This window comes from Streptomyces sp. HUAS TT7, from assembly GCF_051550175.1.
GTDB lineage: Bacteria > Actinomycetota > Actinomycetes > Streptomycetales > Streptomycetaceae > Streptomyces.
Genome location: NZ_CP196175.1, coordinates 2,433,842 through 2,453,776 on the forward strand (window position 1 = coordinate 2,433,842; position 19,935 = coordinate 2,453,776).

Sequence of the window (19,935 nt, forward strand, 5' to 3'; positions counted from 1 at the left end):
GGGTTCGCGCTGTCAGAAGAGGCTCGTGAATCCATGCCACGCTTTCTTTGCTCCGCCGCTGACATCGTCGCCGAGTCGCGTGATATCGCCCCAGGTGTTGGCGCCGACGTTCTTCGTGCCCTGCCAGACCCCACCGACCACCCCATGGTCATGGATGTCCTCGCTCCAGTGCTCGTGGAAGCTCTCGTCGAGCAGGTCGGTAGCACCGATGACGACGAAGCCGCCGACCCCGGCGACCACGGCCACCGGCACGGTGACCTCCGAGGTCGCGACGAGCGCCACGCCGGCCGCCGTGGCCCCCGCGCCCGCGGCGAGCCCGCCGAGGGCCGCCCCTCCGTCCACCACCACGGAGTGCGTCCACGACCACCCCTTGTCGTGGTCGTCCTTGGCTTCGAGAAGCCCGCAGACGCTCGCGGCGGCGACGTCCACCACCGGGACCTCTCTCAGGAACTCCGGAACACTCTCCAAGCTCTTGCCCACCCGCAGCGTGTCCGCCACGTCCGCGATCTTGGTGTTGAGGACGTGGTCGTAGGGAAACTTCGAACTGCCGACCTCGCCACGGGCGATGTCCGTCTCCAGGCTGTCGAGTTTGCTCAGCGCGTCCTTGTACGCGACGCGGGCCTCGGCGTCCTTGGGGAGCGTCTTGCCCTCCTTCTGCCACGCCTTGCGTTCGGCGCGCAGATCCGTCCTCGCGTTGTCGGCTTCCTTCTTCGCGTCGTCCAGCGCCTTGGCCGCGTCATGGCCCTTGACCCGGGTCCGCTCCGAGTCGTAGGCGTACAGCCCGCGCAGATAGTCCGCGACGGTGATCTTGTCGCCGGGCGAGACCGCCGCGCTCGTGTCGTCCGCGTACAGCTTCTGCAGGGCCTCCGCCGCGTCCAGGCGGGCCTGCTGGGCGGTGTGCAGGATCTCGTTGCGTACGGTGACGTAGTCGCTGAGGGCCTTGAGGGCCTTCTTCTCGGCGTCGCTCTGGTTTTCGGGGGTGTTGGTCATCAACTCGCCCGGTACGCCCATGGGTTTCATCGGCACCCCGGCCCGCACGGCGACGTCCTCCGCGTTCTGCAGTGCGGTCTCCGCCTTGCCCAGGTGGTCCGCGAGGTCGGTGAGGATCCGCCCCGCCGCGAAAACCAGCTCGGCGAAGGCGCCCGCCGTCATGGAGTCCTCGGTCCACTTGGCCCGGAACGACTCCGCCGACTCGCCCTGCCAGCCGGTGTCCTTCGCGAGCGCGTCGACGCTCGTGCTCAGCGGCTTCACGATGGATTCGAGGTCGGACTTGGCCTTCTTGTAGGCCTCCCCCATGGTGCGAAGGCCGCCGATGTCGCCGCCGACCCAGCTGTCCGTCATGTGCGGTCCTTCATCAGGTCGTCGAACAGGCCGTGTACGTCGATGTCGTGGCGGGCCATCGAGTCGTGCGCGTACTTCAGCTTGTCGCTGCGGTCGTCCAGGCGGTCCGACAGCTTGTCGTGCAGGCCCGCGATCAGGTCGGCCACCGCCTTGATCGCCGCGTCGCACCCGGCGTCCCCGGAGCCGACGATCGCCGGCTTCACGTTCTGGTGCATCTTGCGGTAGTTGTCGGCCTCCTTGTGGAAGGTGCCCGCCATCGCGTTCAGGTCCGCCAGGACCAGCTTCAGGTCCACGCTCATCGGGTGCCCTCCTCGCCGCCGTACGCCCGCTCCAGATCCTCGGCCCGCCATCTGCGGCCGCCGGGGTCGACCACCGGGTCGAGCCGCACCTTGGGCAGCCTGGCCCGCTGCATCGCCTCGGCGAACGGGCCGAGCGAGACCGCGACCCAGGGCTGGGCCGGGCCGAGCGCCTCGACGAGTCCGCGCAGGCTGGTGAACGCGACCGGGACGGGCGGACCCGAGGGGCCCTTGAAGAGCTCGTAGTCGACATGGGGCGCGGCTCCGCCGCCGGGATAGCGCGGATGGGCCGGAATGAACACCGGGGTGTGGTATGGCGGTACGCCTTGCTGCGCGCCCTGCACCGGCACGTCGCCGACCAGGCCGAGGAGGCGGGACACGGGCTGCTCGCCCACGCGTTTCCCCCTTGCGGGATGTGGCTGAATCACCGTTCAACCTACGCGCAGCGCAACGGCCCCCGTACGCCAAAAACCGCCCATAACCCGTCCTCGATACGCAGTCGATGCGAGGACTTGGACGATTTCAGGCCACTGCTTGACCGGTACTTGACCGGATCAAGTGACGTCGGCCAAAAGGGGGTTAGCCCCGCCGGGACTCGTACGCCTCGATCAGCTCGGTGGACCGCTTCACGTCGTTGCCGATCGCTTCGAGCAGGTCCTCGATGGAGTCGAACTTGGCCATGCCGCGCACATAGGCGAGGAAGTCGACGGCGACGTGCAGCCCGTACAGGTCGAGGCCGACGCGGTCGATGGCGTACGCCTCCACCGTGCGCTCGGTGCCGTCGAACTGCGGGTTGGTGCCGACCGAGATCGCCGCGGGCATCCGCTCGCCGTCGGCTGTGAGCCAGCCCGCGTACACGCCGTCCGCGGGGATCGCGGTGTGCGGCAGCGTCTCGACGTTCGCGGTCGGGTAGCCGAGCTCGCGGCCGCGCTGGGCGCCGCGCACGACGACGCCCTCGACGCGGTGCGGGCGGCCGAGGATCTCGGCGGCGCCCTCGATGTCGCCCTCGGTGACCAGCCTGCGGGTCAGGGTGGAGGAGAACGGCTCGCCGCCGCCCGCCTCGCCGCGCACCCGCAGGTCGATGACCTCGACCTCGTAGTCGTAGGTGCGGCCGAGCTCTGCCAGGACCTCGACGTTGCCCGCGGCCTTGTGGCCGAAGCGGAAGTTCGGGCCTTCGACGACGAGCTTGGCGTGCAGCTTGTCGACCAGGACCTTCACCACGAAGTCGGCGGCCGAGAGCTTCGAGAACTCGCTGGTGAAGGGGAGGATGAGGACCGCGTCCACACCCAGGTCCGCCATCAGTTCGGCGCGCCGGTGGTGCGGGGCGAGCAGCGGCGGGTGGCTGCCGGGGCGCACGACCTCGCTGGGGTGCGGGTCGAAGGTGACGACGACGGACGGCACGCCGAGCTCGCGGGCGCGCTCCACGGCCCGCCCGATGATCAGCTGGTGTCCGCGGTGCACCCCGTCGTAGGAGCCGATGGTGACGACGCTGCGTCCCCAGTCCTGGGGGATGTCCTCCAAGCCACGCCAGCGCTGCACTGTGACCGCTCCTCGAACCCGTGTACGTCGTTGACCCTTACGCGTTATGCAGGTCTAAGACTGCCATGCCCGGCCGCCCGGGATCGCATCGGCATGGGAGAGCCCAGCGTCTCCACCGCCCGGCGGGCGCTCGGACCGACCACCGCGGCCCACTCGTGCGGCGCCTGGAGGAGCCATCCGGCGACCTGCGCGGCGAAGCCCGGGACCTCCTGGCACAGCTCGACCAGGCGCCGGTCGAAACAGGCCGCGCCGTCGGGCGTACGGACGAGAAGGAGCCCGGTGCGGTGCACGAGGTCGCGGGTGCGCGCCTCGGCCCGCTCCGCCGAACCCGTCGCCGCGGCGCCGAGCAGTGCGTCAAGGACGGTCAGATCCCGGGATTCGTACCGCTCGAATTCGAGGAGCGCGTCGAGGAGCTCTGAGCGCAGCGGGCGCGAGGACCGGGTGCCGGGGGCCGCGAGGACGGGGGCGAGCGCGCGCCGGACGGGGTGGGCGCAGCCGCGCAGCAGGCTGGTGACCATGGGGAAGAGCACCGCGCGGGCGGCGGGGCCGTATTCGAGCCGCCGGTCCACGAAGTCCGCGGCGTGCTCGGCCGCCTCGGGGTGACGCTCGACGTGGTCCTGGACCAGGGCCGCGGCGCGGCGGGCGAGGGCCGGGGTGTTGATCTCCGCGAGCGCGTCCAGGACGTCGGCCGCCCCGGCTCCGGGCTCGTGCAGCCGCGTCTGGAAGGCGGCGAGGACGGGTTCGGGGTGGGTGGTGAGGGCGGAGGCGAGCGCGGAGGCGGGGAACCTGGGGTCGCCTGCGGTGTACACGGCGAGCGCCTCGTCGAGATAGCGCCCGCGGGTCAGCGGATCGCGGACCAGGAGGGCGAGGGCGGCGCCGTGCAGCGCGGTGTCCGCCGGGCGCGCGAGCAGGGCGAGGGCCGCGTAGCGGAGCAGCTCGCGGTCGGCGGCGGTACGGATGCCGAGGGCGACGCGCGGCCCGTAGGTGGCGGCCGCGGCACGCCGGTCCGGCCGATCGTCGTGGGCCCAGCGGTCCACGGCCCGGCAGAGCGCGGACGGCTCGTCCTCGGCGAGCTGGGTGAGGAGTTCACCGGCGCGGACATGGACGGTCGCCACGAGCGCCTCGGTGAGGTCGTCGACGGCCAGCGCCCGCCTCGCGTACAGCAGGGCCTGGGCTGCCCGCGCGACGGTGGGCCGCACATCGGTCCCGGGCGCCACCGGCAGCGGCCGATCGTCGGTGAACCAGCGGCAGAGCAGCGGCTGTACGGTCCTGGGTTCGACGGCGAGCCTTCGGTCGACCGCGTCCAGGTAGCGCTCCCAGCCGGGCGAGGCCCCCGGCACCCCGTCGGCGGGCACCAGGCGGCGCAGCAGTTCCAGCCGCCGGTCGTCGCTGAGCCGCAGCCGCATCCAGAACCAGGGCCCGAACTCCCCGAGCGCGCCGAGGTTCGCGGGTCCCCCTTCCCGTACGGAGCGGCGGCTGATCCGGTCCGCGAGCAGGCGCAGCACCTCCTGGTAGGGGCGTACGTCGGGAACCCTCAGCAGCGTCTCGGTGAGGAGGCGGACCGCCCACCACTGGGCGTCGGCGAACCGGGCGTGTCCTGCACCGGCCGCCGGGGTGCGGTCCAGGGCGTCCACCAACCCCTTGAGCTTCAGGGCGAGTTGTGTGGAACCCTGCTGGCTGCCGAGCAGCAGCATGGCCTCCAGGACGGGCCCGATGCGGTGCCGGGGCACCGGCAGGGGGCGCCCGGCGGGGGTGGGTCCCGAGCCCGGCGGGGGTGGCACGTGGCCGCCCGGCACGGCGCTGACGGCGGGGCGCGAGGGGAGCCGTACGACGGTCTGCGGGTCGCTCTCGTCGTACCAGCGGTGCACCAGCGCGTAGAGGGCCGCGTCGAGGTCGAGGTGGGCCGCCTGCACCCAGTCCGCGAGCTCCTCGTGCGCGAAGCGGTAGCCGGCCCCGGCCGGCACGAGCAGGCCCTCGGTGAGCACCGCGGAGGCCGATCCCGTACGCCACGGGAAGATCTCCTCGAACGACTCCCGGTCCAGCTCGCCCTGGCCGGGGCCGAGACAGCGCCGGGCCGCCTCGTGCACCTGCCCGGCGACGCGGGCCGCGAGCCTGCGCACCTCGCTGCCACGCACCGGCGGCCGGGCCGAGGCCGCGACGCGTACCGCGATCCGCAGGCACATCAGGTCCAGGTGCGCGGAGAAGACCTCCTCGCGGTCCGGCCTTCCCCCGACCTCGCCGGGCAGGGCCGCCCGCACCTCGGCGAGCAGCCGCAGCGTGAGCGGATGGCGGGCGTCGCGCTCGGCGAGCGCGCCCTCGGGGATGCCGTAGTGCTCGCGGGCCCGCGCCGCCTCCTTGCGCCCGAGGTCGCCGATGCGCACGGCGTCCGGAAGGCGGGGCAGCCGGGCCGGGTGCAGGACGCCCTCGGGGTAGTGCGCCCCGGCCTGCTCCCAGTGCTCGGGCCGGCAGGCGACGACCATGCGCGCCCCGGCCGCCCCGAGCCAGTCCACGGTGCCGGCGGTCCATTCGGCCAGCCGGTGGGCGAGCACGGGCGGCATCTCCTCCGGCCCGTCGAGCAGGACGAGCAGGGGCCTTTGGGCCTCGCGGGCGAGCCGTGCCACGCGGTCGGGGGTGGCCGCCTCCTGGCCCGCGTACGGGGAGGCGGCGACGATCCGGGCCGCCTGGGCCAGCGCGCGGGCGACCGCGTCGGCGACCGAGGCGTCGTCGGCCCGCAGGTCGGCGCCGCGCAGCCAGAGCGTGGGCGCGGGCTCGTCGCCGCGGGCCCGGCGGCCGGCGACCGAGGCGAGCTCGGTGGTGCGCCCGGTGCCGGGGTCGCCGACGAGCCCGAGCACGAGGGCGCCGCCGGAGGCGAAGGCCGCGAACTCCTTGAGCGTGGACCGCCGTTCGACGGGCTCCGGCCCCGTGCCGGGGCCGCCGACGGAGCCCACGGAGATCGCGGTGAGCTGGAGCGCCCCGGCCAGGTTCAGATCGCGGCCGTAGGCGGGCACGGTGGCGGCGTTGCGCCGCAGCAGCTCGGCGAGCGGCCCGTGCGCGGCGTGCAGCGGCACCGCGAACCCGGAGGCCCGGTGCGCGGCGTGCAGCGCGGTCCCGACCACGCCGAGCACGGCCCCGGTGACGGTGTCCACCACGGGCCCGCCGCTGGCCTCACCACCGAGCCGCATGGCCTCGCTGCCGGCCGTCCCGATCGCCAACTCCAGTACGCCGCCCAGGAGATGGAAGCGGTCGGTGGCGGTGTAGGTGACGGGAGAGGTGCCAAGAACGCGTGCTTCGCGCCAACCGTGGGCGGCGACCCGCACATAGGTGCCCGTACGGATGTCGGTGCGCGCGGAGATGGGCAGCGGGCGCGCCCCGAGCCCGTCGGTGCGCACCAGGGCGAGGCCGGCCTCGGGCAGGAAGGTGAGGTCGTCGGCCTCGGCGAGCCAGGTGCGCTCGCCGGGTGCGTGCAGCACCACTCTGGTCAGCCCGTCGACGGCTTCGTGACTGGTGACGACGGTCCCCCGGTCGTCCGCGACGAACCCCGTCCCCCGGGTCCGCCCGGCCAGATCACAGATCCGTACGAGCGTCTCCCCGGCCTCTCCCCCAGTCCCGCGTCCCATGTCCGAAACGGTAGTTCTGGGGTGATCCGCCCGAGAAGAATGTCGAGGGAAAGCGCCCCCCTGCGCTCCCGTGGTTCACTCCGAGCGCCTGCTCGTAGGGGTGAATCCCCCAGGCGCGACGGATAGACCCCTTGCGAGGGGGATCGTGGAGCGGGCCGCCCCGCCCGCTCCACGGTGGGCGTCAGAGCCGGTGTCTCAGCCGAACACGGCGAGGCTCTTGGCCTTGCCCTTCTGGCTCTCGACCAGCGCGAGGAACGTCCCGTCGGGCCCGAACACCCCGACCGCCTTCCCGGCCTCGTACTCGTCCGGCATGTCCAGGCGTACGCCGTTGAGCAGCAGCGAGCCGCGCCGGGCATCGACGTCCCAGCGGGGGAACGCGGCGGCCGCGGCCTCGGCCACCGGCATCACGGTGAGCGACTCCTGGAGCTGGTCCAGGGTGCGGGCCGCGTCCAGGCCGTACGGGCCGACACGGGTGCGGCGCAGCGCGGTGAGATGGCCGCCGACGCCGAGCCCGGCCCCGAGGTCACGGGCGAGCGCCCGGATGTAGGTGCCCGACGAGCAGACGACGGAGACGACCAGGTCGATGACCGGGGTGCCGTCCTCGGCGACGGCCTCGCGGACGTCGTAGACCCGGAAGGAGGAGACGGTCACCGGCCGGGCCGGGATGTCGAACTCCTCGCCTCCGCGCACCCGCGCGTACGACCGCTTGCCGTCGATCTTGATGGCGGAGACCTTGGACGGCACCTGCATGATGGCGCCGGTCAGCTCCGCGACCCCCGCGTCGATGCCCTCGCGGGTCACCTTGGACGCGTCGGTCGACGAGATGATCTCGCCCTCGGCGTCGTCCGTGACGGTGTCCTGGCCGAGCCGGATCGTACCGAGGTACTCCTTCTCGGTCAGGGCGAGGTGCCCGAGCAGCTTGGTGGCCCGCTCCACACCGAGGACGAGCACGCCGGTCGCCATCGGGTCGAGGGTTCCGGCGTGGCCGACCCGGCGGGTCTTGGCGATGCCGCGCATCTTGGCCACGACGTCGTGCGAAGTGAAGCCCGACGGCTTGTCGACAATGACCAGGCCGTCGGGCGTCTTTGCTGCGGTGCTCATGCGGAGGCGTCGTCCTCGTCGCCGGGCTTCTTGTACGGGTCGGCGTCACCGGCGAACTGGGCGCCCGAGGACACCTCGCGCACCGCGGCGTCCGAGGCCCGCGCCTTGTCGAGGAGGTCCTCGATGGTCTTGGCGTTCTCGGGGAGCGCGTCCGCGATGAACGTCAGGGTGGGCGTGAACTTGGTGCCGGCGGCGGAGCCGACCGCGGAGCGCAGGATGCCCTTGGCGCTCTCCAGTCCTGCCGCGGCGGCGGCCCGCTCCTCGTCGTCCCCGTACACCGTGTAGAAGACCGTGGCCTCCCGCAGGTCGCCGGTGACCCGGGTGTCCGTGATGGTGACGTGCGTTCCGAGGCGCGGGTCCTTGACGCCACGCAGCAGCTTCTCGGCCACCACCTCCCGGATGAGGTCCGCCAGCTTCTTCGCCCGCGCGTTGTCGGCCACTGGTCCTTCTCCTTCTCAAGCCTTGCTCAGTGTTCAGTCTTCGTCGCTGTGGAGCCTGCGTCTCACCGAGAGCAGTTCCACCTCGGGCCGGCCGGCGACGAGCCGCTCGCACCGGTCGAGTACGTCTGTGAGGTGCCCCGTGTCCCCGGACACCACCGCCAGGCCGATCTCGGCCCTGCGGTGCAGATCCTGGTCGCCGACTTCGGCCGCACTCACCGCGTACTTGCGCTGGAGTTCGGCGACTATCGGCCGGACGACGGAGCGTTTCTCCTTCAGCGACCGTACGTCGCCGAGAAGCAGGTCGAAGGACAGCGTCCCCACATACATGTATGTCCGGATGTCCCGCCGGTACGGGTTAGAGGACCCCGCCAAAGTCTTGGCAGGGACATCAAGAACCGTACCGGAACGGCCGGGGCCGATCGACGGAAATATCTTCCCGCCGATCGGCCCCGACTGCTGAGGTACGGGTTCAGCTGCGCGGACTAGCCGCGCGGCTTCTCGCGCATCTCGTACGTCGCGATGACGTCGTCGATCTTGATGTCGTTGAAGTTTCCGAGGTTGATACCGCCCTCGAAGCCTTCGCGGATCTCGGTGACGTCGTCCTTGAAGCGGCGCAGACCCGAGATGGTGAGGTTCTCCGCGATGACCTTGCCATCGCGCAGCAGGCGCGCCTTGGTGTTGCGCTTGACCTCGCCCGACCGGACCAGGACACCGGCGATGTTGCCCAGCTTGGACGAGCGGAAGATCTCGCGGATCTCCGCCGTGCCGAGCTCGACCTCTTCGTACTCCGGCTTGAGCATGCCCTTGAGGGCCGCTTCGATCTCTTCGATCGCCTGGTAGATGACCGAGTAGTACCGGACGTCGACGCCTTCGCGCTCCGCCATCTGCTGGGCACGCCCGGCAGCGCGGACGTTGAAGCCGATGACGATCGCGTCGGAGCCGGTCGCCAGGTCGATGTCCGACTCGGTGACCGCACCCACGCCGCGGTGCAGGACGCGGATGTCGACCTCTTCGCCGACGTCGAGCTGGAGCAGCGAGGACTCGAGAGCCTCCACCGAACCGGACGCGTCGCCCTTGATGATGAGGTTGAGTTCCTGCACCAGACCGGCCTTGAGGGCCTCGTCCAGGTTCTCCAGGGAGAACCGCACACCCTTGCGGGCGAAGCGGACGTTGCGCTCGCGGGCGGCACGCTTCTCGGCGATCTGACGGGCCGTACGGTCCTCGTCGACGACCAGGAAGTTGTCGCCGGCGCCCGGGACGTTGGTGAGACCGAGGACGAGGACCGGAGTCGAGGGACCCGCCTCTTCCACGTTCTCGCCCTTGTCGTCGAGCATGGCGCGGACTCGGCCGTACGCGTCGCCGACCACCATCGTGTCGCCGACCCGCAGGGTGCCCCGCTGGACCAGGACGGTCGCGACGGCGCCGCGGCCGCGGTCGAGGTGCGACTCGATCGCGATGCCCTGCGCGTCCTGCTCCGGGTTGGCCCGCAGGTCGAGCGAGGCGTCGGCGGTGAGGACGACGGCCTCCAGGAGGGACTCGATGTTGAGGCCCTGCTTGGCGGAGATGTCGACGAACATCGTGTCGCCGCCGTACTCCTCGGCCACCAGACCGAACTCGGTGAGCTGACCGCGCACCTTGGTCGGGTCCGCGCCCTCGACGTCGATCTTGTTGACCGCGACCACGATCGGCACGTCGGCCGCCTTGGCGTGGTTCAGCGCCTCGATCGTCTGGGGCATCACACCGTCGTTCGCCGCCACCACGAGGATCGCGATGTCGGTCGACTTCGCACCACGGGCACGCATGGCGGTGAACGCCTCGTGACCCGGGGTGTCGATGAAGGTGATCTTGCGCTCTTCCTCGTTGACCTCGGTCGTGACCTGGTACGCACCGATGTGCTGCGTGATGCCACCGGCCTCGCCCGCAACGACGTTCGTCTTGCGGATCGCGTCCAGAAGGCGGGTCTTACCGTGGTCGACGTGACCCATGACGGTCACGACCGGCGGACGCGCGACGAGGAACTCCTCGCCACCCTCGTCCTCGCCGAACTCGATGTCGAAGGACTCGAGCAGCTCGCGGTCCTCCTCCTCGGGGCTGACGATCTCGAGGATGTAGTTCATCTCGTCCGCGAGCAGCTTCAGCGTCTCGTCGGAGACCGACTGCGTGGCGGTGACCATCTCGCCGAGGTTCATCATCACGGCGACGAGCGACGCCGGGTTGGCGTTGATCTTCTCCGCGAAGTCGGTCAGCGAAGCACCGCGCGACAGGCGGACGGACTGTCCGTTGCCGCGGGGCAGCATGACGCCGCCCACCGACGGGGCCTGCATGGCCTCGTACTCCTGGCGCCTCTGACGCTTCGACTTGCGACCACGACGGGCGGGCCCGCCGGGACGGCCGAAGGCACCCTGCGTGCCACCGCGGCCACCCGGGCCACCGGGACGGCCCTGGAAGCCGGGACGACCGCCGAAGCCGCCGCCACCACCGGGAGCGCCGCCACCCGGACGGGGGCCGCCGAAGCCGCCGCCGCCACCGGGACGACCGCCGCCACCGGGACCCGCCGGACGGCCGGCGAAGCCGCCGCCGCCACCGGGACGACCGGCACCGCCGCCGCCACCCGGACGACCGCCGGGGCCACCGGGACCACGGCCACCGGGGCCGCCGCCGGGACGCGGGCTCGCGGCCGGACGCTGCGGCATCATGCCGGGGTTCGGACGGTTACCACCGGGAGCGCCACCCGGGCGCGGAGCGCCGCCCTGCGGACGCGGCATGCCGCCCGGGGTCGGACGGGCGCCGCCCTGACCCTGCGGACGCGGAGCGCCGCCGGGGCCGCCCTGCGGACGCGGGGCACCACCAGGGGCACCGGCACCGCCGTGGCCCCCGGCCGGTCGGGGAGCGCCGCCACCGGGACGGGGCGCCTGCGGGCGCGCCATGCCGGTGGAGCCACCCGAGGTGAAGGGGTTGTTGCCGGGGCGCGGACCGGCCGGACGGGCACCGCCCGGACGGGGGGCACCCTGACCCGCGGGGCGGGCCGGACGGTCGCCGCCGCGCTGGCCGCCGTCGCGCTGGCCACCGTCACGCTGCTGACCGGCCGGGGCCGGACGGGCGGGACGCGGGCCGGGGGTGGCACCGGCGGGACGCGGGGCCTGGGGCGCCGCGGGCTGGGCCGGAGCCGGAGCCGAGAACTCGGCGGCGGGCACGGGAGTGACCGGGGCCGGCTTGGCGGGGGCGGGCTTCGGACCCGGGCGCGGGCCCGGGGCGGCCGGAGCCTGAGAGGGGGTGCTGCTCACCGGGGCGGCCGGGGTGACCGGGGCCGCAGGCGCGGCGGGGGCCGGCTTGGGGGCCGGGGCGCCGGGCTTCGGGGCAGCGGGACGTGCCGCAGCGGCCGGGGAGGGCGCCGCGGGCTTGGCCGGCGTCGCCTTGCGGGGCGCGCCGGGCTTGGCAGCGGACTTGCCGGCGTTGCCGCCGGGCCCCTGCAGTGCGTCAGTCAACTTGCGTACAACCGGCGCCTCGATCGTCGAGGACGCCGAACGGACGAATTCACCGAGTTCTTGGAGCTTGGCCATGACGACCTTGCTCTCAACCCCGAACTCCTTGGCGAGTTCGTATACCCGGACCTTAGCCACTTCGCTCCTTTTAGGTCCGGGTTACCGCCGGACCGTCGCTACTTCATGGGCGTACTCATCGCGTACTCATCGAGTGCTCATCGCAATCTCGACCTACTTCCAACTCGCGAGGTACCTGACCGCACGGGATTCCGTGCCGTACTTCTTCTTACGTTGCTGCCTGCTCGACGTAATCCCGCAGTGCCGCGGTGTCGAGCGCTTCCCTGGCCCTGAAGGCCCTGGAGAACGCCCGGCGGCGGACCGCCTGGTCGAGACAGACCGAGGCGGGGTGTACATATGCACCCCGGCCGGGCAGCGTACCGCGAGGATCAGGGGCGCAAGCACCCTCGATCGCCACGATGCGCAGCAGATCGTTCTTGGCCGCTCGCTCCCGGCATCCCACGCAGGTTCGCTCAGGGCAGGCGCGGGCGTGCGTCCGGCCAGACACGTTTAAGTCTACCTCCCCGCACCGACCTCACCCCTTTGGGGCAAAAATCGAACGGTTGTTGTCCAGAAAGCTCACCCTGCCCCCAGAACAGGGGCAGGGCCACTTCTTATTCCCGTCGGGCCGGTCAGCCCGGTCAGTCCTCGGTCGGCTGCTCGGTGTCCGGGCGGATGTCGATGCGCCAGCCGGTGAGGCGGGCGGCGAGGCGGGCGTTCTGCCCTTCCTTGCCGATGGCGAGGGAGAGCTGGTAGTCGGGCACGGTCACCCGGGCGGAGCGGGCCGCGAGGTCCACGACCTCGACCTTGGAGACCCGGGCCGGGGACAGTGCGTTGGCCACCATCTCGGCCGGGTCGTCCGACCAGTCGACGATGTCGATCTTCTCGCCGTGCAGCTCGGCCATGACGTTGCGCACCCGGCCGCCCATCGGGCCGATGCAGGCGCCCTTGGCGTTGAGGCCGCTGCGCGTCGAGCGCACCGCGATCTTCGTACGGTGGCCGGCCTCGCGGGCGATCGCCGAGATCTCCACCGAACCGTCGGCGATCTCGGGGACCTCAAGCGCGAACAGCTTCTTGACGAGGTTCGGATGGGTGCGCGACAGGGTCACCGAGGGACCGCGCACACCCTTCGCCACCCGTACGACGTACGTGCGAAGGCGCAGTCCGTGCGTGTACTCCTCGCCCGGCACCTGCTCCTGCACCGGCAGCATGGCCTCCATCTTGCCGATGTCGACCAGCACGTTCTTCGGGTCCTTGCCCTGCTGGACGACGCCGGTGATGACGTCGCCCTCGCGGCCGGCGAACTCGCCGAAGGTGATGTCGTCCTCCGCGTCGCGCAGCCGCTGCAGGATGACCTGCTTGGCGGTGCTCGCCGCGATGCGGCCGAAGTCCGACGGGGTGTCGTCGAACTCCTTGGCCTCCTGGCCCTCTTCGAGATCGGCCGGGTCTTCCTTCGCCCACACCGTGACATGACCGTTCTCACGGTCGAGCTTCACGCGCGCACGCCGGAAGCTGCCCTCGGTGCGGTGGTAGGCGATGAGGAGCGCCGACTCGATCGCCTCGACCAGCAGGTCGAAGGAGATCTCCTTCTCCCGGACCAGACCCCGCAGGGCACTCATGTCGATGTCCACGGCTACGCCTCCTCTTCGTTCTGAATGTCGTTCAGGATGTCGTTCTTGCTGTCTTCGGCGATCTCGTTCTTTCCGTCCTTGCGGCTGAACTCGATCTCGACCCGCGCCTTGGCGATCTCGGCGAAGGCGATCCGGCGGGCGGTGGGCCTGCGCCCCTTCACACCCGGGATCTCGGTGTCGATGCCTTCTTCATCGGCCTTGAGGATCCGCGCGACCAGCTCGCCGCCGTCGTGCAGCTGGAGCCGGGCGAGCCGGCCGGTGGCGCGCAGGTAGTGGCGGAGCTCGGTGAGCGGGCGTTCGGCGCCCGGAGACGTCACTTCGAGGACGTACTCCTCCTCGCCCATCGCATCGCTCTCGTCGAGCAGCTCGGAGACGGCCCGGCTCAGCTCGGCACAGGCGTCCAGCTCCACACCCTCGTCGGAGTCGACCACGATCCGCAGCACGCGCCGACGGCCCGCCCGGGACACCTCGATCTCCTCGAGGTCCAGATCCTTCGCGCTGACGAGCGGTTCAAGGAGACCGCGCAGCCTGTCGCTCTGGGTCGTGCTCATCCGGGTGACTCCTCGGCCGCGTCTGCTGTTGTGGGGATCGTCGTCTCGTACGGCGGCCGTCATCGGACCGCCGCCGTCAGATCAAAGGGTATCCGGTCCCGGAGGGTGTTGCCGTCCACGGCCCGGGGCCCGCGGGTACGCTCGCCTGCGGTGATCACTCGGTCACCGGCGGACCTGGCACGCAGGGGAGAGACACGTGGGGCACCCGGGGACCACGCGAAGGCGTGTGCTGGCCGTGACGGGAGCGGCGGCCGCAGGCCTGCTGGCCGGCTGCTCGGGCGACGGCTCCGGAGCCGGCACGCGCAGCTCCGCGAACGAGGCGCGCGAGGCGGCCGCCCGCGCGGAGGCGGCGCTGCGCGCCCGGACCTCGGCCACGAGCCGGGCGCTCGTCACCCAGTACGACGCGGTCCTCGCGATGCATCCGACGCTGCGGACCCGGCTCGCGCCGCTGCGCGACCAGGCGGCCCAGCACACGACGGCCCTCGCACCGGCTTCGGCCACCACCCCTTCCCCCAGCCCCTCTGCCACGGCCTCCCCCGCCGCACCGGCCGGGGTCTCGACGGTGGCATCCGACGCGGACGAGGCCCTGAAGGCTCTCGCGGAGGCCGAACGGCGCACCTCCGACGCCCAGTTGGCCGCCCTCGCGACCGCGCCGCCCGAGCTCGCTCGGCTGCTCGCCTCGGTCGCGGCGTCCAACGCGGGACACGCCTTCCTGCTCGGCGGGGGTGCGTGATGGCCAAGGCCCTGGATGCGGCGCAGGCCGCGCTGGCCGCCGAACACGCGGCGGTGTACGGGTACGGGGTGCTCGGCGGCCGGCTCTCCGATGCCCGCGCCGCCGAAGCCCGCGAGGCCTACACCGCGCACCGCTCCCGCCGCGACTCGCTGGCCCGTACGGTGCGTGACCTGGGCGGATCGCCGGTGGCGGCGGCCGCGGCGTACGCCCTGCCGTTCACCGTGCCGGACGCCGCCTCCGCGCTCCGGCTCGCGGCGGACCTGGAGGACCGGGTCGCCGGTGTCTACTCGGACCTCGTCCGGGCCGCCGCGGGCCCGCTGCGCCAGGAGGCGGCCGGCGCCCTGCGGGAAGCGGCGGTGCGGGCCGTTCGCTGGCGGGGCAGCAGCGTAGCCTTTCCTGGGCTCGCGGAACGCCCGAGCGCACCGGTTCCACCGGCCAGTACCTGAGTTCCACCGGCTAGTACCTGAGCAAGGGGCAATACACGCATGGCTTTCGAACCGCCTGAGCGGCTGGTACGCGCGCTCGGCGAGACGTACGGGGACACGCTGGCCGAGCCCTGGCTCGACCGGCTGCCGGAGCTGGCCGAGGAGTCGGCGGCCCGGCGCGGGCTCGCCGTCGACCGGGTGCAGGCACCGGGCGGCCGCTCCAGTCTGGTCGCCCTCGTACGCCGTCCGGACGGCACCCCCGCCGCCCTCAAGGTCGCCCCGGCATTCGCCCGCCCGGACCTGGAGCGCGCGGCGCTCGCGCACTGGAACGGCTGGGGTGCGGCCCAGTTGCTGGAGGCCGAGGGCCGCGACGACGCCCTGCTCCTGGAGCGGCTGCACCCCGAGGTGTCGCTGCGCTCGCTGCCCGAGGCGAAGGCGCTGCTCGAAGCGGCCGGGACGGTGCGGCGCCTCTGGGTCGAGCCGCCGGCCGGCCACGCCTTCGAGACGGTGGCCGAACGCACCGAGCGCCAGAGCGTGCCGATGCGGGCCCAGCGGGACGCCGAACTGGCCGCGCTCGTCTCGGCCGCACTTGCCGCCCGAGACGAACTCACCTCTTCCTCAAGGGAGTTGATGCTCCTGCACGGCAACTTCCGTCAGAGCAAGGTGCTTTCGGGCGAGCGGGCGCCATGGCTGACGGTGGGGCCCGAGCCGCTGGTGGGTGAACGGGCCTACGACCTGGCCCGGTTGGTGCGCGACCGCGTCGAGGACCTGATCGCGGCGCCGAGCGGGGCGTCCTCGGCCCGCCGCCGCGTCAACAGGCTCGCCGACTCGCTGGACGTCGACCCTGCGCGGCTGCACGGCTGGACGCTGTTCCGGGCGGTGGAATCGGGCTTGCGCGCCCGTGCGGCGGGCCGCGACCGGGACGCGGAACTACTCCTGGAATTCGCGGGCTGGCTGTAACTCCCCCACCCCGCCCCTTCCCGAGACCCTCCGGGGGGGTGAAGGGCCCCTGGGGCTCCGCCCCAGACCCGTTCGCGCCTTGAGGGCGCTCGTCCTCAATCGCCGGACAGGCTAAAGATGCCAATGCGGGCCAGCGCTGATCCCGCTAGGGGCGCGGGGAACTGCGCGACCAGCCACCCACGACCCGCACCCGACCCATCCCCATCGCCGGCCATAGCTGCCCCACCCACCCCCGGAGGCCACGCGGCGGAGCCGCAGAGTGTCACAGCGGGAAGGGGCGGGGTGGGGGAAGACCGGGCCGTCAGACCGTCAGGCGGGCGATCGCCTCGGCCAGCGGGAGCTCCTCGCGCTCGCCCGTGCGGCGGTCCTTCAGCTCGAAGACGCCCTCGGCCACGCGGCGCCCGGCCACCAGGATCTTCGGGACGCCGATCAGCTCGGCGTCGGTGAACTTCACGCCGGGCGAGACTCCGGCACGGTCGTCCACCAGGACGCGCAGCCCGGCGGCACGCAGCTGCTCGGCCGCATCGAGGGCGGCCTCGGTCTGCACCGCCTTGCCCGCGGCGACGACGTGCACGTCCGCCGGGGCGATCTCGGCCGGCCAGCACAGCCCCTTGTCGTCCGCGCTCTGCTCGGCGAGCGCGGCGACGGCGCGCGAGACACCGATGCCGTACGACCCCATGGTGACCCGGACCGGCTTGCCCTCCTTGCCGAGGACGTCGAGCTGGAAGGTGTCGGCGTACTTGCGGCCGAGCTGGAAGATGTGGCCGATCTCGATCGCGCGGTCGAGCTTCAGGCCGGCGCCGCAGGACGGGCAGGGGTCGCCCTCCTCGACCACGACGACGTCGAGGTAGTCGTCGACCTCGAAGTCGCGGCCGCAGACCACGTTGCGGGCGTGGGTGTCGGCCTTGTTGGCGCCGGTGATCCAGGCGGTGCCGTTCGCGACGCGCGGGTCGGCGATGTAGCGGACCTTCTCCAGGCCCTGCGGGCCGACGTAGCCGCGTACCAGGTCGGGGCGGTCCGCGAAGTCCTCGGCGGTCACGAGCTCCACGACGGCGGGCGCCAGGTGCTCGCCGAGCTTGCCGAGGTCCACCTCGCGGTCGCCGGGCACGCCGACGGCGACGATCTCGCCGTCCACCTTGACCAGGAGGTTCTTCAGGGTGGCCGAGGCCGGGACACCCAGGTGCGCGGCGAGGGTCTCGATGGTGGGGGTGTCGGGGGTGGCGAGCTCCTCGACGGGGCCGTGCGCGGAGCCGTCGACCGGGGCGGCGACGAACGTCACGGCCTCGGTGTTGGCCGCGTAGTCGCAGGCCGGGCAGTCCACGAAGGTGTCCTCGCCCGCGGCGGCCGGGGCCAGGAACTCCTCGGACGCGGAGCCGCCCATGGCGCCGGAGACGGCGGACACGATGCGGTAGTCCAGGCCCAGGCGCGCGAAGATCTTCTGGTAGGCGGCGCGGTGCAGCGCGTACGACTCGGCGAGACCCTCGTCGGTGGTGTCGAAGGAGTACGAGTCCTTCATCTGGAACTCGCGGCCGCGCAGCACGCCGGAGCGCGGGCGGGCCTCGTCGCGGTACTTGGTCTGGATCTGGTAGAGCATCACCGGCAGGTCCTTGTAGGACGTGCACTGGTCCTTGACCGTCTGCGTGAAGATCTCTTCGTGCGTCGGGCCGAGCAGGTACTCGCCGCCCTTGCGGTCCTTGAGGCGGAACAGCAGGTCGCCGTACTCCTCCCAGCGGCCGCTCGCCTCGTACGCGTCCTTGGGCAGCAGCGCGGGCAGCAGGACCTCCTGCGCGCCGATGGCGTCCATTTCCTCGCGTACGACGGTGGTGATGTTGTCCAGGACCTTCTTGCCGAGCGGCAGCCAGGTCCAGATGCCGGCGGCGTTGCGGCGCACGTATCCGGCGCGGACCAGGAGCTTGTGGCTGAGCGTCTCGGCGTCCGCCGGGTCGTCGCGCAATGTCTTGGCCATCAGACGGGACATGCGCTGAACCTGGGCGGCTGCCATGGATTTCTCTCCTGTACGTACACGGGGTGATGCCTGGAGGTTAGCCGGGCGGCCCGAGTGCGCGGAAATCCGTTTAGCGGAATTCCGTTTGGCCGTGCCTCAGCAAGGGCAGTGGCGCGCCCATCACGGCGTACGGCCGGGCCGCGCTCGGGAAGTGCACCTGGCCCGCCAGATCGACGTAACCCAGCCCTCGGTACAGGGCGCGGGCGGGGCTCTCCGTGTCGATCGCGGAGAGGATCGAGCGGGGCTCGGCGGCGGTGTCGGTGATGGTGGTGATGAGCGCGCGGCCCAGGCCCCGGCCCTGGAAGGCGGGGTGGACGTGCAGCTCGGTGATCACGAAGGAGTCGTCGAGCCACCACTCGGCGCCGTTGTTGCGCAGATACGGTTCGACGACGGTGGACCACCAGTGGGCCCGGTCGTTGGGCATCCCGTACACGAAGCCCGCGAGGCGCCCGTCGACAGTCGTGGCGCCGAGCGCCCTGGCTCCTGGGTAGGACAGGTGCCGGAGCACGATGTGGCGGCGCACCCCGACCTCTTCGGCGCCGAGTCCGAAGGCGACCGCCTGTACGGCGAGGGCCTCGTCCACGCGGGCCGCGAGGTCGAGCGGTCCGACCAGTACGTCAGAGTCAGCAGGCATGGGCGCACCCTAACCTCAGACCCGGGCTCTCAGAACAGGACGCTCATGAACGCCCCGGTCTCACGGAAGCCGACCCGTCGGTAGCAGGCGCGGGCGGGGGCGTTGAAGTCGTTCACGTACAGGCTCACGACGGGGGAGACGTCCGCGAGCGCGTAGCGCAGGACGGCGGCCATGCCGGTGGCCGAAAGGCCCTTGCCCCGGTGTTCGGGGGCGACCCAGACGCCCTGGATCTGGCAGGCCTGGTTGGTGGCGGCGCCGATCTCGGCCTTGAAGACGACCTTGCCGTCCTCGATACGGGCGAACGAGCGCCCGGAGCCGACGAGTTCGGCGACGCGGGCCTGGTAGAGCAGTCCGCCGTCGCCCGCCAGCGGGGAGACGCCGACCTCCTCGGTGAACATGGCGACGCAGGCCGGCATGATCACGTCCATCTCGTCCTTGCGGATCCGGCGGACGTACGGGTCCGGGGCGATGTCCTCGGGCATTTTCTCGGCGACCATCAGCGGCTGGTGCGGGCGTACGTCGCGGGCGGGGCCCCAGTGCGGTTCGAGGAGGCGCCAGAGCTGGGCCGTGGATTCGGCGGGGCCGACGATCGAGGAGCAGCGGCGGCCGGTGCGGCGGGCCCGGTCGGCGAAGGAACGTACCGCCTCGGGCGTCGCGCAGATCGGTACGAGGTTGGCGCCGGAGTAGCAGAGGGAGCGCAGGTGGCCGTCCGCGTACCAGCCCCACATCTCGCCGCCGAGGCGCCAGGGGTCGAGGCCGGCGATCTGCACGCGCGAGGTCACGAACGCGTTGGCGACCGGGTCGCTCTCCAGGATGGCGAGCGCCGCGCCGAGGTCGCCGGGTTCGAGGACCCGGGTGGTGGTCTGCATCAACACGAGGGGGCCTCACGGTACGGTCTGCTGATCTCCGCACTGTACCTGCCACCCTGCGCCCCGCGCCCGTACACCCTGGCTCCGCCTGGGGAGAGGGGGTTGGGGGGGCTGAGCTCCTGGGGCTCCGCCCCAGACCCCCACCGGGGGCTTCGCCCCTGGCCCCCCAGAGGCCCGGCCCCGCAGGATGCGAAACCCGGCCGCTCAGATCCGGCCTCGCGATATGCCGACCCCATGAGCCTGTAATAGGTCGC

Annotated in this window: 18 protein-coding genes; 3 read left to right on the plus strand and 15 right to left on the minus strand. The window is 72.2% G+C overall.

The genetic code is table 11. The annotated features are described in order from the left end of the window. Window positions 1–12: 12 nt before the first annotated feature. The 12 genes from ACSHXC_RS10740 to rimP all read right to left on the minus strand — a co-directional run bounded on the left by ACSHXC_RS10740 (window position 13) and on the right by rimP (window position 14,055). Entirely contained in the window at window positions 13–1,341 is a 1,329-nt protein-coding gene (locus ACSHXC_RS10740) for a WXG100 family type VII secretion target (protein ID WP_438291363.1), read from the minus strand. Continuing rightward, window positions 1,338–1,640 carry a DUF6317 family protein gene (locus tag ACSHXC_RS10745; RefSeq protein ID WP_438291364.1) on the minus strand — a complete coding sequence of 101 codons (303 nt, stop codon included), beginning with the start codon at window positions 1,638–1,640 and terminating at the stop codon, window positions 1,338–1,340. The genes ACSHXC_RS10740 and ACSHXC_RS10745 overlap by 4 nt, the downstream gene beginning before the upstream one ends. Further along, window positions 1,637–2,032, minus strand: coding sequence for an SAV_915 family protein (locus tag ACSHXC_RS10750; protein WP_438291365.1), 396 nt, complete (start codon window positions 2,030–2,032; stop codon window positions 1,637–1,639). Before ACSHXC_RS10750 ends, ACSHXC_RS10745 begins: the two co-directional genes overlap by 4 nt. A 184-nt stretch (window positions 2,033–2,216) precedes the next feature. After that, window positions 2,217–3,176 carry a bifunctional riboflavin kinase/FAD synthetase gene (locus ACSHXC_RS10755; RefSeq protein ID WP_438291366.1) on the minus strand — a complete coding sequence of 320 codons (960 nt, stop codon included), beginning with the start codon at window positions 3,174–3,176 and terminating at the stop codon, window positions 2,217–2,219. Window positions 3,177–3,220: 44 nt separating this feature from the next. Next, a complete protein-coding gene (locus tag ACSHXC_RS10760) occupies window positions 3,221–6,793 on the minus strand; it encodes a trypsin-like peptidase domain-containing protein (RefSeq protein WP_438291367.1) in 3,573 nt (1,190 codons plus the stop codon). A gap of 195 nt (window positions 6,794–6,988) precedes the next feature. Continuing rightward, window positions 6,989–7,894, minus strand: a complete 906-nt coding sequence (truB, locus tag ACSHXC_RS10765; RefSeq protein ID WP_438291369.1) for a tRNA pseudouridine(55) synthase TruB — start codon at window positions 7,892–7,894, stop codon at window positions 6,989–6,991. Beyond that, window positions 7,891–8,334: a 30S ribosome-binding factor RbfA gene (gene rbfA, locus ACSHXC_RS10770; protein ID WP_114041263.1), complete on the minus strand. Its 444-nt coding sequence runs from the start codon at window positions 8,332–8,334 to the stop codon at window positions 7,891–7,893. Before rbfA ends, truB begins: the two co-directional genes overlap by 4 nt. Before the next feature lie 33 nt (window positions 8,335–8,367). Continuing rightward, window positions 8,368–8,661 carry a DUF503 domain-containing protein gene (locus tag ACSHXC_RS10775; RefSeq protein WP_114041264.1) on the minus strand — a complete coding sequence of 98 codons (294 nt, stop codon included), beginning with the start codon at window positions 8,659–8,661 and terminating at the stop codon, window positions 8,368–8,370. Window positions 8,662–8,816: 155 nt separating this feature from the next. Further along, complete coding sequence (gene infB / locus ACSHXC_RS10780) at window positions 8,817–11,954, minus strand: translation initiation factor IF-2 (protein WP_438291370.1); 3,138 nt, start codon at window positions 11,952–11,954, stop codon at window positions 8,817–8,819. Window positions 11,955–12,102: 148 nt separating this feature from the next. Beyond that, on the minus strand, window positions 12,103–12,381 hold the full coding sequence (locus ACSHXC_RS10785) for a YlxR family protein (protein WP_438291371.1): 279 nt from the start codon (window positions 12,379–12,381) through the stop codon (window positions 12,103–12,105). 133 nt (window positions 12,382–12,514) lie between these two features. Then, window positions 12,515–13,504, minus strand: a complete 990-nt coding sequence (gene nusA / locus ACSHXC_RS10790) for a transcription termination factor NusA (RefSeq protein WP_053728946.1) — start codon at window positions 13,502–13,504, stop codon at window positions 12,515–12,517. A 2-nt stretch (window positions 13,505–13,506) separates the two neighbouring features. Further along, the gene (rimP, locus tag ACSHXC_RS10795; protein ID WP_438291373.1) at window positions 13,507–14,055 is read right to left on the minus strand and encodes a ribosome maturation factor RimP; all 549 of its coding nucleotides are present in this window, start codon (window positions 14,053–14,055) and stop codon (window positions 13,507–13,509) included. A gap of 235 nt (window positions 14,056–14,290) precedes the next feature. Here rimP and ACSHXC_RS10800 point away from each other — a divergent pair, with 235 nt between their 5' ends. The 3 genes from ACSHXC_RS10800 to ACSHXC_RS10810 are packed head-to-tail and all read left to right on the plus strand — an operon-like array spanning window position 14,291 to window position 16,173. Continuing rightward, entirely contained in the window at window positions 14,291–14,788 is a 498-nt protein-coding gene (locus ACSHXC_RS10800) for a hypothetical protein (protein WP_438291374.1), read from the plus strand. Beyond that, the gene (locus tag ACSHXC_RS10805) at window positions 14,788–15,234 is read left to right on the plus strand and encodes a ferritin-like domain-containing protein (protein ID WP_438291375.1); all 447 of its coding nucleotides are present in this window, start codon (window positions 14,788–14,790) and stop codon (window positions 15,232–15,234) included. Before ACSHXC_RS10800 ends, ACSHXC_RS10805 begins: the two co-directional genes overlap by 1 nt. 39 nt (window positions 15,235–15,273) lie before the next feature. Next, on the plus strand, window positions 15,274–16,173 hold the full coding sequence (locus ACSHXC_RS10810) for an aminoglycoside phosphotransferase family protein (protein WP_438291376.1): 900 nt from the start codon (window positions 15,274–15,276) through the stop codon (window positions 16,171–16,173). Window positions 16,174–16,474: 301 nt separating this feature from the next. Here the strand turns inward: ACSHXC_RS10810 and ACSHXC_RS10815 are convergent, their stop codons facing one another. From ACSHXC_RS10815 to ACSHXC_RS10825, 3 genes are all read right to left on the minus strand, one after another. Further along, window positions 16,475–18,175: a proline--tRNA ligase gene (locus ACSHXC_RS10815; RefSeq protein WP_438291377.1), complete on the minus strand. Its 1,701-nt coding sequence runs from the start codon at window positions 18,173–18,175 to the stop codon at window positions 16,475–16,477. 73 nt (window positions 18,176–18,248) lie between these two features. Then, window positions 18,249–18,812, minus strand: a complete 564-nt coding sequence (locus ACSHXC_RS10820; RefSeq protein ID WP_438291378.1) for a GNAT family N-acetyltransferase — start codon at window positions 18,810–18,812, stop codon at window positions 18,249–18,251. Between the two features lie 29 nt (window positions 18,813–18,841). Further along, window positions 18,842–19,687 carry a GNAT family N-acetyltransferase gene (locus ACSHXC_RS10825; RefSeq protein ID WP_438291379.1) on the minus strand — a complete coding sequence of 282 codons (846 nt, stop codon included), beginning with the start codon at window positions 19,685–19,687 and terminating at the stop codon, window positions 18,842–18,844. Window positions 19,688–19,935: the final 248 nt, after the last annotated feature.